Annotated in this window: 11 protein-coding genes; 7 read left to right on the top strand and 4 right to left on the bottom strand. The window is 36.1% G+C overall.

Annotation, left to right across the window (positions count from 1 at the left end):
* Nucleotides 1–97: 97 nt before the first annotated feature.
* From BUA76_RS11670 to BUA76_RS11660, 3 genes are read right to left on the bottom strand one after another with little or no spacing between them, the layout of a single operon-like run.
* Nucleotides 98–1,573, bottom strand: a complete 1,476-nt coding sequence (locus tag BUA76_RS11670; protein ID WP_072884983.1) for a WG repeat-containing protein — start codon at nucleotides 1,571–1,573, stop codon at nucleotides 98–100.
* On the bottom strand, nucleotides 1,574–2,248 hold the full coding sequence (gene rsmI, locus BUA76_RS11665; RefSeq protein WP_072884982.1) for a 16S rRNA (cytidine(1402)-2'-O)-methyltransferase: 675 nt from the start codon (nucleotides 2,246–2,248) through the stop codon (nucleotides 1,574–1,576). It lies immediately after the preceding gene.
* 8 nt (nucleotides 2,249–2,256) lie between these two features.
* Nucleotides 2,257–3,744, bottom strand: a complete 1,488-nt coding sequence (locus BUA76_RS11660) for a ring-infected erythrocyte surface antigen domain-containing protein (RefSeq protein WP_072884981.1) — start codon at nucleotides 3,742–3,744, stop codon at nucleotides 2,257–2,259.
* A 62-nt stretch (nucleotides 3,745–3,806) separates the two neighbouring features.
* Between BUA76_RS11660 and BUA76_RS11655 the strand changes: the two genes are divergently transcribed.
* The 6 genes from BUA76_RS11655 to BUA76_RS11625 all read left to right on the top strand — a co-directional run bounded on the left by BUA76_RS11655 (nucleotide 3,807) and on the right by BUA76_RS11625 (nucleotide 12,555).
* Complete coding sequence (locus tag BUA76_RS11655) at nucleotides 3,807–4,400, top strand: thymidine kinase (protein ID WP_072884980.1); 594 nt, start codon at nucleotides 3,807–3,809, stop codon at nucleotides 4,398–4,400.
* A gap of 92 nt (nucleotides 4,401–4,492) precedes the next feature.
* Nucleotides 4,493–6,940, top strand: coding sequence for a bifunctional UDP-N-acetylmuramoyl-tripeptide:D-alanyl-D-alanine ligase/alanine racemase (locus BUA76_RS11650; protein WP_072884979.1), 2,448 nt, complete (start codon nucleotides 4,493–4,495; stop codon nucleotides 6,938–6,940).
* 3 nt (nucleotides 6,941–6,943) lie between these two features.
* The gene (locus BUA76_RS11645) at nucleotides 6,944–9,103 is read left to right on the top strand and encodes a patatin-like phospholipase family protein (RefSeq protein WP_072884978.1); all 2,160 of its coding nucleotides are present in this window, start codon (nucleotides 6,944–6,946) and stop codon (nucleotides 9,101–9,103) included.
* A gap of 4 nt (nucleotides 9,104–9,107) precedes the next feature.
* Nucleotides 9,108–9,518, top strand: a complete 411-nt coding sequence (gene ybeY / locus BUA76_RS11640) for an rRNA maturation RNase YbeY (protein WP_072884977.1) — start codon at nucleotides 9,108–9,110, stop codon at nucleotides 9,516–9,518.
* 240 nt (nucleotides 9,519–9,758) lie between these two features.
* A complete protein-coding gene (gene mnmG / locus BUA76_RS11630) occupies nucleotides 9,759–11,621 on the top strand; it encodes a tRNA uridine-5-carboxymethylaminomethyl(34) synthesis enzyme MnmG (RefSeq protein WP_072884975.1) in 1,863 nt (620 codons plus the stop codon).
* A 112-nt stretch (nucleotides 11,622–11,733) separates the two neighbouring features.
* Nucleotides 11,734–12,555 carry a class I SAM-dependent methyltransferase gene (locus BUA76_RS11625; RefSeq protein WP_072884974.1) on the top strand — a complete coding sequence of 274 codons (822 nt, stop codon included), beginning with the start codon at nucleotides 11,734–11,736 and terminating at the stop codon, nucleotides 12,553–12,555.
* Between the two features lie 215 nt (nucleotides 12,556–12,770).
* Here the strand turns inward: BUA76_RS11625 and BUA76_RS11620 are convergent, their stop codons facing one another.
* On the bottom strand, nucleotides 12,771–13,961 hold the full coding sequence (locus tag BUA76_RS11620; protein WP_072884973.1) for a phosphoglycerate kinase: 1,191 nt from the start codon (nucleotides 13,959–13,961) through the stop codon (nucleotides 12,771–12,773).
* A 638-nt stretch (nucleotides 13,962–14,599) separates the two neighbouring features.
* On the opposite strand from BUA76_RS11620, the gene rpiB reads away from it, so the two are divergent.
* Nucleotides 14,600–15,034 carry a ribose 5-phosphate isomerase B gene (gene rpiB / locus BUA76_RS11615; RefSeq protein ID WP_072884972.1) on the top strand — a complete coding sequence of 145 codons (435 nt, stop codon included), beginning with the start codon at nucleotides 14,600–14,602 and terminating at the stop codon, nucleotides 15,032–15,034.
* The last annotated feature ends 329 nt before the right edge of the window (nucleotides 15,035–15,363 follow it).

Genomic DNA, 15,363 nt, shown 5'->3' with positions numbered 1-15,363 from the left:
CGAATAAACAGTGCGCAAAGATATTACAAAATGTTATTCATTGCATTTTAAATCCCATTTTTAATAAATTTATTCTCTGTTTTTTATCATAATATGATTATTCAATAAAATTCTTTTCATTCTGTTCTGTAAAATAAATAAACTGAAAATCCTTTCCTTTCATCAATTTTATTCCTTTTTTCTCCTGAATATATTTATCAAAAACTACTTCTGCCAAAGGTTCATTTTTGTGGTTTGAAATTCCGAATTTATTGTCTTTTTTGATCACAAATTCATTGGCTCCCGAAAAGGTAATGATATCATCATAAATAAAAGGAATAACCTCTTTCCCGTTTTCATTAAGAACTCCGTAAAAATTGTCAATATTTTTTCCCACAATCATAGGATACATTTCTTGCTGTTTAATCTCTTTTAAACCTTTCAGTTCTGTATATTGTCCGTCTTTTGGTGAAAATTTGTAGTAGATATTATCTTTATTTAAAATGATGGTATTTGGAAATATCTTTTCAATTTCATATTCTTCTTTCAGTATATTTTTAAAATTTTTGTCTACAATGGTTTCTTCATCATCCTTTCGCAGATAAATATATTTTTCTCCGGCGATGGTAAGTCCTTCCACCCGGTCATATTCTTTAGGAAAAATGACTTCTCCTGACAGGCGTACCACCGCAGCTTTAGGATTGTTCTGATCCTGAGATGTTTTAAACAAACCGTTGAAAAGGGGATTTACATATTGATAATCAAGATCATAAATTTTCCCTTCCTTCTTTGAAAAAATACTTACTCTGTCATCTTTGGTAAGATAGATATATTCTCTTCCCACGAAAGCCTGATCATAGATTTCATCTGTAATAACTTTCTCTTTTTCATCAATAATTCCGTACCGGTTTCTTGTGATATCAAGTGTTACTAAGAAAGGAAACGCATTGATATTGTCAACGTTATGATCAGAAATAGTTGTTACGGTTTTGCCGTTATTATCAATAATTTCACCAGATTTTTCACCCGTAGAAATATAAGTGCGGCCTTTGTAAAACCTAAGATCGGTTGTAAACGCTCTGTCTGAAACCTGTTTGCCATCAAAATCGTAAATAAACCAGCTTCCGTTTATCTTAACAAAAAACCTGTTTTCGCTGCCGAATTCTATTTTTTCGGACAAAGGGATCATCTGTTTTCCGTTGAAGTCATAAACACATTCTTTTCCCTGTTTTGTATAGATCAGGCGGTCTTTATTTTCCCAGGTCCTGAATTTAAAGTTATCCAAAGGAATAAGTTCTTTTCCTTTTTCATCAATAAGAGCTGTCTTTCCTATAGAATTCCCTGATTTAACCTTAAGGATAAACCTGTCTTTCCAAATCCTGGAAACTTCGCTTTTTGAGGGATAATTAAAAGTAATATTTCCTAAAGAATCTACGATTCCGGATGTTCCGGTTTTGGCATCACCGATCATTCCGTAACCTTTCGTGTAGGAACGTACTTCTTTGCCCAGTTTTTTTGTTAAGAGTATCTGTTTATACTGATCCGTCTGTCCGAGGCAAACCGACGAAAACAGCACGAAAATTAGTTTTTTCAATTAAATGGAATTATTTACGATGAGAACGATCTCACCTTTTAGGGTTTTGCTTTTAGAAAATTCAATAAGTTCAATAATTGTTCCGCGTTTGGTTTCTTCAAACTTTTTTGAGATTTCCCTGCTCAGGCTCACTTTCGTGTTTTCCCCGAAAAATTCTTTGATCTGTTCCAGCGTAGTATTGATTTTATGCGGGCTTTCATAAAGAACAATCGTCTTTCTTTCTTCTGCCAGCTGTTTCAGTTTGGTTTGCCTGCCTTTTTTCTGCGGCAGAAATCCTGCGAAAAGAAATTCGTTATTGGGAAGTCCGGAAACTACTAAAGCCGGCACAAAAGCAGTGGCTCCAGGAAGACAGATCATATCGATATGATGATCTGCGCCTGCTTTTGCCAGTAAATAACCGGGATCCGAGATTCCGGGAGTTCCTGCATCGGTGATAATGGCAATATTCTGCCCGCTTTTCAGATCAGTGATCACTTTATCCGTTGCCTGATGCTCGTTATGAAGATGATACGATTTTAAAGGTTTGGAAATCTCGAAATGCTTCAGAAGAATTCCGGAAGTTCTGGTGTCTTCACATAGTATATAATCCACTTCTTTTAAAATACTTACCGCTCTGTAAGTCATATCCTCAAGGTTCCCGATCGGTGTGGGAACAAAATATAGAATTCCGCTCAAAATTTACGTTATAAAAATTTGTTTTCTACCAAGATCCAGAGTCTTTGTGCATACTCATCTACCTTACTCCATTTTTTGGCATAATAAAGATCGCTCAGGTATTCTTTTGCCTCTTCTAATGTTCTGAAACTATTCAGATTATTTACTACTTCATTGAGTTCAGACTGGCTTCCGCCGAAAAGCATTTTCGAGAAGGCAATACGGTCGTTCAAATCCAGTTTGAATTCCGGTTTTTTCTTTTCCGCCTCCATAAAATCTGTCGGAATATTCGTTTTCAAAATACTTCCCGAATCTTCTTTTTTCTCTGCAGGGGGTGTTTTCTCTGATGGCAGTGTTCTTTCCAGATGGTCATCATCAAAAAGGGTCTGAACAGCTTTCAAACCTTTGATATGTGCCAGTTTAATCTTTTTCTCCTGCTGATACGCTTCTAAATTTTCAAAACTTTCATCAGAAGCTGGTTTATCTTTTTCTTTTTCAGGGGCAGGCCTGTCAATCTCAACAATTTTTCGTCGGTCGTTAATCTCTGCCAGAATTGTCTCCTGCTTTTCTTCCACGGCAGCTTCGTGCCTTATTTCCGTTACAATACTTTCCACGTTTGAAGTATCGGCAGCCATTTCTCCGTGTTCGATCATCGCTTCGGAAACCGTAAAATCGGCCTCATTTTCTTCAATCAGCAGGTCTTCATCAATTGGTTCCGTATCAAAAATGCCTGGAATGGTCTCTGTGATTTCAGTTTTTTCTTCATTTTTAATATCGGAATCAAAATTATTCCTGATGTTTTCTTCTTCATCAAAATCATTCAGATCTCCCTGATCATCAGAAACTTCATTTTCAAATTCATCAATTTCATTAAGCTGATTATTAAAAACAGCTTCTTCTTCCGTATGTTCTCTGCTGAACATATTTTCATCAATATCATCGTCATTTTCAGGTTTAGCAAATGCTAAACCTCTTTCTTCATCGATAAAATTCAATGTTTCGTCGGTATTTTCAGGAATGTTGTGTTCATCAATTTCTTCCAGCTGCTCATTAAAAACATCTTTATCTACTTGTGTATCGTTTGATATAATGGTTTCAGAATCTGTATTTTCCTCAACAAAGTTGACCAGCGTCTCATGAAGCTCTTCTTCAACAATTTCATTAAGCTGATTGTTGAAAATAGCTTCTTCTTCTGTAACCCGATATTCTTGATTTTCACCAATTTCATTGAGTTGATTATTAAAAATAGCTTCTTCCTCTTCTACTTCATAATTGCTTTCAATGAAAGGCTGAGATAAAAAGTTTTCACTATTTTTTTCTGTTGAAGAAAAATTTTCATTTTCAAAATACTCCAGGTTTTTTTCAAGCAACTTGAGAAACGAGATCCGGTTTGCAAGTTCATCTACAAGATCCTGCCGGGAAATTAATTCGTCTACATTGCTTATTTTATCCAGAATAGCGATCATATTCTTGGATTCAAAAAAAATCTTTTCCTTTAAATCTTGGATGTTTTGCATATAAGAATCTTGTTAAAAAATTGCTTACTTTTGATGTTAAAAATATACGGCTAATTTAACAAATGTTTTTAGAAAATACAATTAATCATTCCAAACAAAGTGGTTGGATGGAAGTTATTTGTGGCTCTATGTTTTCCGGAAAAACCGAAGAGTTGATCAGGAGGCTGAGAAGAGCAGAAATGGCGGGGCAGAATGTGGAGATTTTTAAACCGAAACTGGATACGAGGTATTCTGAAGAAGAAGTAATTTCTCATAATCAAAACAAAATACGAAGTACACCGGTAGAAAATCCTAATGAAATTATTTTGCTGGCTTCCAATTGTGATGTAGTAGGAATTGATGAAGCACAGTTTTTTGATGAGGGCATTGTAGATGTAGCCAATCAACTGGCAGACAGCGGAATCCGGGTGGTAATTGCAGGCCTGGATATGGACTTTTTAGGAAGACCATTCGGACCTATGCCCAATCTTATGGCTACTGCGGAATATGTCACCAAAGTGCACGCAATCTGTAGAAGGACCGGAAATCTTGCCAATTATTCCATGAGAATATCCAACGGAAATGACCTGGTAGAACTTGGCGAAACGGAAAGCTATGAAGCGGTAAGCCGCCGGGTTTTTATTGATGAAGTACTTTTGAAGAAGAAAAAACAGTAAATTAGGCCAAAAAGAAGCCGGAAATATAAGCAATTATTTGATCAGGCCTTTGCTTATTTGTTTCCTGCTTACAATCAGCAGAACAGGCACCAATGAATTATACAGTACATCAGATTGCAGAAATCGCCAATGCGCACGTTATTGGTGACGGAAAACTTTTGATAAAAAATATAGCTTTCGACAGCAGAATTATTTATTCTACTAAAAATACGGCATTTATTGCCATCAATACGCATAAAAATTCAGGAGAAAAATTTATTGAAGCAGCTATTGACAGGGGAATACAAGTAATTATTTCCGAAAATCATTATCCTAATTATGAAAATATTACCTGGATTATTACCGAAAATGCTGTTGTATTTCTTCAAAAGCTTGCAAAATACCATTTCGAAAATGCTTATATAAAATCTATTGGAATTACCGGAAGCAATGGTAAAACCATTTTAAAAGAATGGCTGTACCAATGTCTGTGGAATGAATTCACGACGGTAAAAAGTCCCAAAAGTTTCAACTCACAAATAGGTCTTCCGTTATCATTACTTCAGATTAATGATTCTCATGAGTTGGGAATTTTTGAAGTAGGGATCTCTAAACCGGATGAAATGGAAAAGCAGGAAAATATCTTTCATCCTCAGATCGGATTGCTCACCCATATTGGAACCGCACACCTCGCCAATTTTACTTTTGAAGAACAATTGGTTGATGAAAAAATAAAGCTGTTCAGAAATTCCAAAGTCATTATTTATAATGGTGATAATATATTGGTTGACAGTAAAATAAAAGAACTTTATTCAACAAAGAGATTAATTACTTACGGTTTTAAGGAGCATAATGATGTACATTTCAAAAATAATCTTTCCAGAGAAGAAGATGTTGTTGTCCAATATTTTAACGAGCAGATAAGTTTTCCCGTTAATCAAAGGGACGAGGCAACATTAATCAATGCTCTTGCACTTTTAACTGTTTTAAAAGAATTAGAGATCAGCAATGATAAGATCATCGAAAAAATCAATGCGCTGAAAGCTGTAGAAATGAGACTCGAAGCCATTGAAGGAATTAAAAATAATATTGTTATTAATGATTCTTTTAATCTGGATCTGGATTCTTTAAAAACAGCATTACAGTTCTTAAATGAATACAATAAACCTAAAAAGTCTCTGGTCTTAACGGATATTGTTGGAGTAAATTCAAATTCGAGAGAATTGTATGAAGAAGTTTCCGAACTGGTAAATGAGCAAAGATTTGATTCTGTTTTCCTGATTGGTAATGAAATTTCCAACTATAGTGAGTTATTTAAATCTAAAACCTCTACTTATATTAACACTAGGGAATTAATTGACAGTAAACATCTTACGGAAATTGAAAACCAGATTATTCTGTTAAAAGGGGCGAGAAAGTTTGAAATAGAGAAGCTTAAAGATATTCTTGAACTCAGGAAACATGATACGGTTCTTGAAATTAATCTCAATGCGATTCTTCATAATATTAATTATCATAAATCCTTACTTAAACCTGCCACTAAAATGATGGCTATGGTAAAGGCCAATGCATACGGTCTCGGAAGCTATGAAATTTCCGAATTCCTGCAACATCATCATATTGATTATTTAGGAGTAGCTTTTGTAGATGAAGGTGTCGAGCTGCGAAAAAAAGGAATTACGGTACCAATTGTTGTTATGAATCCTGAGCAACACAGTTATGATACCGTGATTGCTTATAATCTGGAACCTGAGATCTACAGCCTCAGGGTATTGGAACAGTTTTATGAAGCCGTAAAAAAATCCGGATATGATAAAAAATATCCCATTCATATCAAACTGGAAACGGGAATGCACCGTCTTGGTTTTAAGGATTCTGAGCTGGATGAACTAAGCAGAACTTTAGCTGAAAAGAATTTAAAAGTACAAAGTATATTCAGCCATTTATCATCATCAGATCTTCCTTCTGAAAAAGAATTTACTTTGCATCAGCTGAATACATTTGAGAGAAATTCAAATTATTTAATTGAAAATCTGGGCTACACTCCTATACGCCATATCTTGAACTCTTCAGGAATTACCAACTATACAGATCATCAGTATGATATGGTAAGAATAGGCATCGGAATGCTGGGAGAATCACAAAATAGTGAAATAAATAAACAATTGCGATCCGTCGTAAGTTTTAAAACAGTAATTTCACAAATATCCATTGTGGGAGACGGAGAATCAGTAGGCTACAGCAGAAGATTTAAAACAGATCATCCTACAAAAATAGCGACAATACCTGTTGGTTACGCAGATGGTATTCCACGGCTGATAGGAAACCAAGTGGGAAATGTGGGAATCCATAAAACTTTGGCACCTATTGTCGGCAATATCTGCATGGATATGATGATGATCAATGTAGACCATATTTCTAATGTAAAAGAAGGGGATACGGTTACGGTATTCAACGCAAAACCAACCCTTAAAGAATTCGCAGACTACTGCAAAACGATAACCTATGAAGTATTAACCTCCATTTCTCCCCGCGTGAAACGGATTTATGTAAAAGACTAACCTATGAGAAAGCTCCTGATCCTTTTATTGGTATTCCAAATATTTTTCCTCCATTCCCAGGTAAAGAAAGGTCTTGTAATTCCTAAAAATCCAAGAATAGGATTATCGCTTGCAGGAGGAGGTGCTAAAGGATTTTCTCATGTCGGAGTACTTAAAGTGCTGGATTCATTAGGCGTAAAAGTAGATTATATTGCCGGAACCAGTATGGGAGCAATTGTGGGCGGGTTATATGCATCAGGATATTCCGGAAAGGAAATAGAAAAGATTGTCATGGATACGGATTTTTATTCATTAATCACGGATCCTAAAGCCACAAGACAGGAAACCACTTTTTTTAATAAATCAGTTGATAAATACCTCCTTACCATACCATTGAAAAATGGGAAAATATCCCTTCCCTCCTCTATCAGTACCGGACAGAAAAATGTTTATCTTTTAAAAGAGCTCTTTAAAAATGTATCCAATATTGATGATTTTTCAAAACTGCCGATTCCTTTCATGTGTGTTGCTACCAACCTGGAAAGTGGAAATATGCAGATTTTTGAAAAAGGAGATCTGGTACAGTCGATTATGGCCAGCTCGGCATTTCCTTCTTTGATGGATCCCGTAAAAATTGGAGACAGCATTTATATAGACGGAGCGATGACGGTAAACTATCCTTCAAAGCCGTTAAAAGATAAAGGAATCGATATTGTAATCGGGGTAGATCTCAACCAGGATTTATCCAAAAGGGAAGACCTAGGGAATATCATTTCCATACTGAATCAGGTTATTGATTTCGGAATTAAAAAAGATACCAGAAGACAATATAAATTCACAGACATCAATATCAAACCCAACCTTACGGGCATGACTGCTACAAGTTATGATGAAAAGAAAAAAATTCTCGACAGCGGTTATGCGGAAGGAATAAAATATTCGAAAATTCTGGATGAATTGCCAAAACGTCCGTTTGACCGCCTCAGACAGCACATAAATCCAATATATTCCAACGTTTATAAGATAGATAGCGTTGCCATAGAAGGAGGCCGAATTTACGGTAAAAACTATGTTCTCGGGAAAATGGGACTTCGCCTTCCCTCTCTACAAACTTACGGAAGCATTAATAAAAAAATAGATAAGCTGGTTGCTACGAATAACTATAAATTTATTAATTATGATATTATCTCTGAAAATGATGTCAATTATCTGAAATTATATGTCACTGAAGATAACTCACGCCACTTTCTCAAATTTGGGCTGCATTACGATGAAATTTTCAAAACCGGGCTTCTTGTCAACTATTCTGCTAAACGTCTCCTGTTCAGAAATTCAAACCTCTCGCTGGATGTTGTTGTGGGTGACAAGCCAAGATATTATCTTAACTACTTTATCGACAACGGTTACATTCCGGGATTTGGGATTTACTCATCAGGAATGAGTTTTGATCTGAAGGATATCAATAATTATGAAGTAGATCAATGGATGTGGCTTCGCAATGAGGCGTATATTCAGTCGATCTGGAGGGATAAATTTGCAGTGGGAACAGGAATCAGCCATGATTATTTTGAAGCAGAAGCCAATGGAACCAATAAACGCTATAATCGTTTTCTGAATCCGTATGTATTTTTAAAAAGTGATACCCAAAATGATAAGGACTTCCCTACCCGTGGTATTTATATTAATGCAGAAGGTAAGGTAATCGATCTGATGAAATCCGAAGTAGAGAAAAGACTCGTCCAGGTAAAAGCAGACATCAGAATCAATATCCCGCTTTCCAAGCAATTTGCTTACCGTCTAAATCTTTATGGAGGAATTACCATAGGAGAAAACCTTCCTAACTTTTATCAATACCGGCTCGGTGGAATATTCGAACAAAATATCGTTAATTTCAGAAGCTTTCCGGGATTCTACTTCGGGCAGCTGAATAGTAACAATGTGGTCTTGATCTGCAATGATCTTCAGTTTAAGTTCAATAAAAACTATTTCATCAGCGGGAACTTTTCTTTTGCCAATCTCTCGGACGATATCAGCTTTGAAGATGCGGTAAAATTAAATTATAGCTCTATTGGACTTACCGCGGGATACAAATCTCCGTTCGGACAAATTAAAATAAACTTCAGTCACTCACTCAAAAACAACCAAAAAGGCATATTCAGTGTAATTTTAGGACACTGGTTTTAATACAATGATACAATTCTTTTACGAAAATTTACACGAAACGGTTAATACCGACTACAAAACATGGCTGGAAGACATCATTCTTTCAGAAGGTAAAAAGCTTGGAGAAATCAATTATATCTTCTGTGACGATGAATATCTGCTGAAAGTAAATCAGGATTATCTGCAGCATGATTACTATACCGACATCATTACTTTCGACTATGTGAAAGGAAGAACGATAAGCGGGGAGATTTTCGTATCTTTGCAGCGCATTTCAGATAACGCTTCTACCCTTTCAAAAGATTATGAAGAAGAACTGAGAAGAGTTTTGGCACATGGTGTCCTTCACCTTTCAGGATATAAAGACAAATCCGAAGAAGAAGAACAGCTGATGCGAAGCAAAGAAGATTATTATTTAGCAAAATACGGCAATTGAAACAGAGCAGCACTTATGAAACAATATGTTTTAGATTCTCTATTTTTTCAGGAGCTTGATCCCGCTCTCCGCACTCGCCATTTTCTTTTTTTTCAAAAAGAAAATGAGCTCAGACAAATGCTGCGATCGGGGCTAAAAAAAGCGTATTACAGGCGATTTCAGGCCGTAATTCAATCCAATGTTTCACGTGAAACATTTTATAAAAAGATTAAAATTTGAGGCTTAAAACAAGCGAAAAAGATGATTTCAGAAATATATGATGTAATTGTAGTCGGTGCAGGTCATGCAGGATGTGAGGCAGCCGCTGCTGCAGCCAACCTCGGATCAAAAACACTGCTTATTACAATGAATATGCAGACCATCGGGCAAATGAGCTGCAACCCCGCAATGGGAGGTATTGCCAAAGGACAGATCGTCCGTGAGATTGATGCAATGGGAGGATATTCCGGAATTGTAGCGGATAAATCTGCCATCCAATTTAAAATGCTTAACCTCTCTAAAGGTCCTGCCATGTGGTCACCCAGGACTCAAAACGACAGAATGTTGTTTGCAGAAGAATGGCGTTTAGCATTAGAAAATACTCCGAATCTGGATTTTTTCCAGGATATGGTGAAGCAGCTTATTGTAGAAAATAATAAAGTAACAGGCGTTGTTACTTCATTAGGAATCGAAATCAAAGCACACTCCGTAGTTCTTACGAATGGTACTTTTCTTAACGGGTTAATCCATGTTGGAGACAAGCAGCTAGGAGGCGGAAGAATGGGCGAACCAAGAGCTTTCGGAATTACAGAGCAGCTCGTTTCTTTAGGTTTTGAAGCCGGAAGAATGAAAACCGGTACACCACCGCGTGTAGACGGAAGAAGCCTGGATTATTCTAAAATGGAAGAGCAGAAAGGAGATGAAAACCCTCAAAAATTCAGCTACTTAGATACTCCTAAATTAACCAGACAATTAAGCTGTCATATTGTTTACACCAACGAAACTGTACATGATATTTTACGTGAAGGATTTGACAGAAGCCCGATGTTTAATGGTACGATCCAAAGTTTAGGTCCAAGATACTGCCCTAGTATTGAAGATAAAATCAACCGCTTTGCAGAAAGAAACAGGCACCAGCTATTCGTAGAACCGGAAGGGTGGAAAACAGTGGAAATCTATGTTAATGGTTTCAGCTCTTCTCTTCCCGAAGATGTACAAATTAAAGCGATGAAACATATTCCAGGATTTGAAAATGTAAAAGTATTCCGCCCGGGTTATGCTATTGAATATGACTACTTCCCTCCTACCCAGTTGAAGCATACGTTAGAGACAAAACTCATTGATAATTTATATTTTGCCGGCCAGATCAACGGAACAACGGGATATGAAGAAGCAGCTGGACAAGGTCTTATTGCAGGGATCAATGCCCACAATAAAGTACACGAAAAAGATGAATTCATCCTTAACAGAGATGAAGCATATATCGGTGTTCTAATTGATGATTTGATTACAAAAGGAACAGAAGAGCCTTATAGGATGTTTACTTCCAGAGCTGAATACAGGCTATTGCTGAGACAGGATAACGCAGATATCAGATTAACCCAAAAGGCATTTGAGTTAGGACTTGCAAAAGAAGATCGTTTAAAAAGAGTTGAAGAAAAAGTGGCTCAAAGTGAAGAACTTGAGAATTTCCTTCGCGAAACTTCTTTAAAGCCCGGAATGATTAACCCTATTCTGGAAACTATTGAAAGCAGTCCTGTAGATCAGGCATACAGAGCGGCACAAATTCTTACAAGACCGAATATGACGCTGGAAAAACTTGAACATATAGATGCCATCAGAGAAAATGCATCGAAATATGATGATGAAGTAAGAGAGCAGGCTGAAATCAATATCAAGTATAAAGGCTATATCGAAAAGGAAAAAGAAAATGTAGCTAAACTGAACAGGCTGGAAAATATCAAAATTCCTGAAGATTTTGATTATACCAAAATATCCAGTCTTTCTGCAGAGGCCAAGCAAAAAATGTCAAATGTAAGACCAAAAACTATTGCTCAGGCAGGAAGAATCAGCGGGGTTTCACCTGCTGATATCAACGTTTTACTGGTCTATTTAGGACGTTAATTAATAAATGTTTCACGTGAAACATAAATGAAATTTGAATAGAAATTAAGGTATTTTTAAGCCTTTTAAAGTTTAGAATACCTTAACTTTTTTTATAAAGAATCACATAACAATGAAAATTAAAGATCATTTTCTTTCCCAGGAAATATTTGAAATTAAAGAAACGGAAACCAAAGGAGTGTATAAAACATCTCCTATTCCATCCAATATTTCAAAATATTATGAAAGCGAAGATTATATTTCCCATCACCAGGATTCCGGAAGTCTGAAAGAAAAATTATACAAATTTTTACAATCCTTCAATTTACAGTACAAGAAAACAATTCTGTTGGACAGAATCCCTAAAAATTCAAAAGTGCTGGATTATGGATGCGGTGCCGGAGAATTTGTTAAATACATAGAAAATGATTTTGAAGTTTTCGGATATGAACCGGATGCAGATGCCAGAAATGCTGCAGCAAGAAAATTATCGAAAGCTGTCATTCTGGATGATATCAATACCATTGAAGATCACAGCCTGGATGCCATTACGCTTTGGCACGTATTCGAACACATCGAAAATCAGGATGAAATGCTGGAAATCTTTAACAGGAAATTAAAAGAAAAGGGACTGTTGATTATTGCGGTTCCCAACCCTACTTCTTACGATGGAAAACACTATAAAGAATTCTGGGCAGCTTATGATGTGCCAAGACACATTTACCATTTTACAAAAAAAGGAATGGAAAATCTCATTGCAAAAAAGCCGAACTGGAAATTGAGAAAAATAAAACCATTGGTTCTTGATTCATACTACATCTCCATGTTAAGCGAAAAATATCAAAAATCTTCCCTTTTTTGGCTTAAAGCAATGATCTTCGGAACGATTTCTAACGTAAAAGCCCTTTTTTCGAACGAATTTTCAAGTTTGATATACATTATCGAAAAAAAATAGAAAATGGAAATTTGACCTATTTCTGAAGGTCATTTTTTATGCATTTTCTTGAAAAATTGTTAGTAAGTAAGAAAATCTGAATAATATTTGATTTTACATTTTCCATTTAAAGCCGCTGAGAATCGCTTAGAAAATTTTTTCATAACCTTGATTAAGAATATCCAAAATAAAACCCGGCAGATTTTTGCCGGGTTTTAAATTTATTTAATAAATTTCTATTTATTGATCGCAGCAACACCGGGAAGCTCCAATCCTTCCAGACTTTCAAGCATTGCTCCGCCACCGGTAGATACATAGCTAACTTTCTCACCATAACCGAACTGCTTCACAAAAGCAACGCTGTCTCCTCCCCCAACTAAAGAGAAAGCTCCAAGTTTTGTTGCTTCAGCAATACTGTCTCCTAAAGCTACTGTTCCTGCTGCAAAGTTTGACATTTCGAAAACTCCGATCGGTCCATTCCATAAAATTGTTCTGGAATCCAGTAATACATCATTAAACTGATCTCTGGACTTCGGCCCCGCGTCAAGACCCATCCAGCCTTCCGGAATAGCATAAATGTCAGATTCCTTTCTATCGGCATCATTGCTGAAACTTTCTGCAATAATCGTATCAGATGGAAGATACACTTTTACATTGTGTTCTTTAGCCTTTCCTAAAATTTCAAGCGCTAAAGGCAATTTATCTTCTTCTACAAGAGAGGTTCCGATCTTTCCGCCCAATGCCTTAATAAAAGTGAAAGCCATCCCACCACCGATAATCAGATTATCTACAGCCGGCAGTATATTTTCGATAATTGTAATTTTAGTAGAAACTTTAGATCCTCCAAGTATCGCAGTAACAGGACGTTCCCCAGATTTTAGAACTTTATCGATCGCCTGAAGTTCTTTAGCCATCAATAAACCGAAAAATTTAGTTGAAGGAAAAAACTGGGCTATTACAGCAGTAGAAGCATGTGCCCTGTGCGCTGTTCCGAAGGCATCATTTACGTAGGCATCTCCTAATTTTGAAAGGTTCTCTGCGAACGCCTCATCACCTTTTTCCTCTTCTTTATGAAAACGCAGATTCTCGAGTAAAAGAATCTCACCGGCATTAAGATCTTTTGCAGCCTGCTCAGCCTTCTCTCCTATGCATTCGTCAACGAACTTTACCTGATGACCCAATACATTGGATACTTCTTCCACAATATGCTTCAGTGAAAATTCATCCTTCACCTCTCCTTTTGGTCTTCCCAAGTGCGCCATAAGAATCACCGCTCCTCCATCCTCCAGGATTTTGTCCACCGTTGGCTTTACGGCTGCAATACGGGTATTGTCGGTTACTTTCAGCTGGTCGTCCTGCGGAACATTGAAATCTACCCTTACCAGTGCTTTCTTACCGTTAAAATTGAAATCATTGATTGTTTTCATATGTACTTGTATATTATTTCTCGGTCTTAGGCAACCGACTGTTACTGCAGCATTATACAAACCTGCGGCCAGACGGCTCCATCCATATCGTTGAATTTTCTTTTCACAAATGTAAGATTTTAAAATTTTTGAATCGCGGCAACTTTTGAAAAGTTTTCAGAAAAGTTTTTCGCAGACCCAACATTCAGCTATCAACAATTTTTTTCTCTTTAAAAAAAAGAATACGCTATTGTTGTTGAGTGTTGTGAATTTAGGGGATAAGTTTTTTGAATAAATTTCATCACACGTAATTTTATATTCAATTCACATTTTATTTACATTATAAAAGATTGTAAATCTGATTTTTCACTCTGTTACTAACAATTATTGATAACTTTTCCCCAATTTACTTTATGGATAACCGATTTATGGAAAAACTTAAGAATTCCTGCACAAAAATTTTTTGAAAATTTTAACATTTTTTTTGGTTATAGTTTTCATTACAAATTTTTCTAATGTTACGAAACATTTATTTTACCGGAGTTATCCACAGTTATTCACAATGCTTTTCACAATTTACTCCCGAAAGACTAACAAGAATGTTATTATTCTTACCTTTGCTGTGAAATAAAATCTAAAAAAAGACTAAATAAACGGTTATGAAAAGAAAAATTGCCATTGCCGCAGACCACGCAGGCTTCGAATATAAAGAGATTGTGAAAAACTATTTATCAGAAAAGTTTGAGGTTCAGGATTTTGGAACGTTCTCCACAGACAGTGTGGATTATCCGGACTTTGTTCATCCCGCGGCGACATCCGTAGAAAACGGGGAAAATGAGTTGGGAATCTTATTTTGCGGAAGCGGAAACGGAGTTCAGATCACGGCCAATAAGCATCAGAAGATTCGTTGTGCCCTTTGCTGGATGCCGGAGATCGCTTCACTGGCAAGACAGCATAATGATGCCAATATGATTTCAATTCCTGCTAGATTCATTTCAAAAGAGCTGACCATAGAAATCGTTGATAAATTTCTCTCCACAGATTTCGAAGGCGGAAGACACCAGAACAGAGTTGATAAAATCGCATACTGCTAAATATAAGGGCTTGTAAATCAAATTGCAAGCCTTATTTATTTTTTATTTTGTATATTTGCAATGTCCGGAAGGATTTACCATCCTTTCATTTCCATTGAACCTTTATTATATTTATGTTATATTTAAAAAGATTTAATAAAAGGTTTTTCCATACTCTTCTCCATTTTTTGTATTAAATTTATGCAAAACTAAAAGTTCCGTCACTGATAAATTTGGAAAGAAAATTGATGTTGCTGTAAATGAGTTCAGACATATCTCATTTCATACAGTCTATTGTTTAATGAATATTTCATAACGATTCCGGCTATTCATATAAGTGAATGCTCACA

Source organism: Chryseobacterium takakiae (assembly GCF_900129385.1).
Taxonomy (GTDB): domain Bacteria; phylum Bacteroidota; class Bacteroidia; order Flavobacteriales; family Weeksellaceae; genus Chryseobacterium; species Chryseobacterium takakiae.
This window is presented reverse-complemented; position numbering and strand designations above follow the sequence as displayed.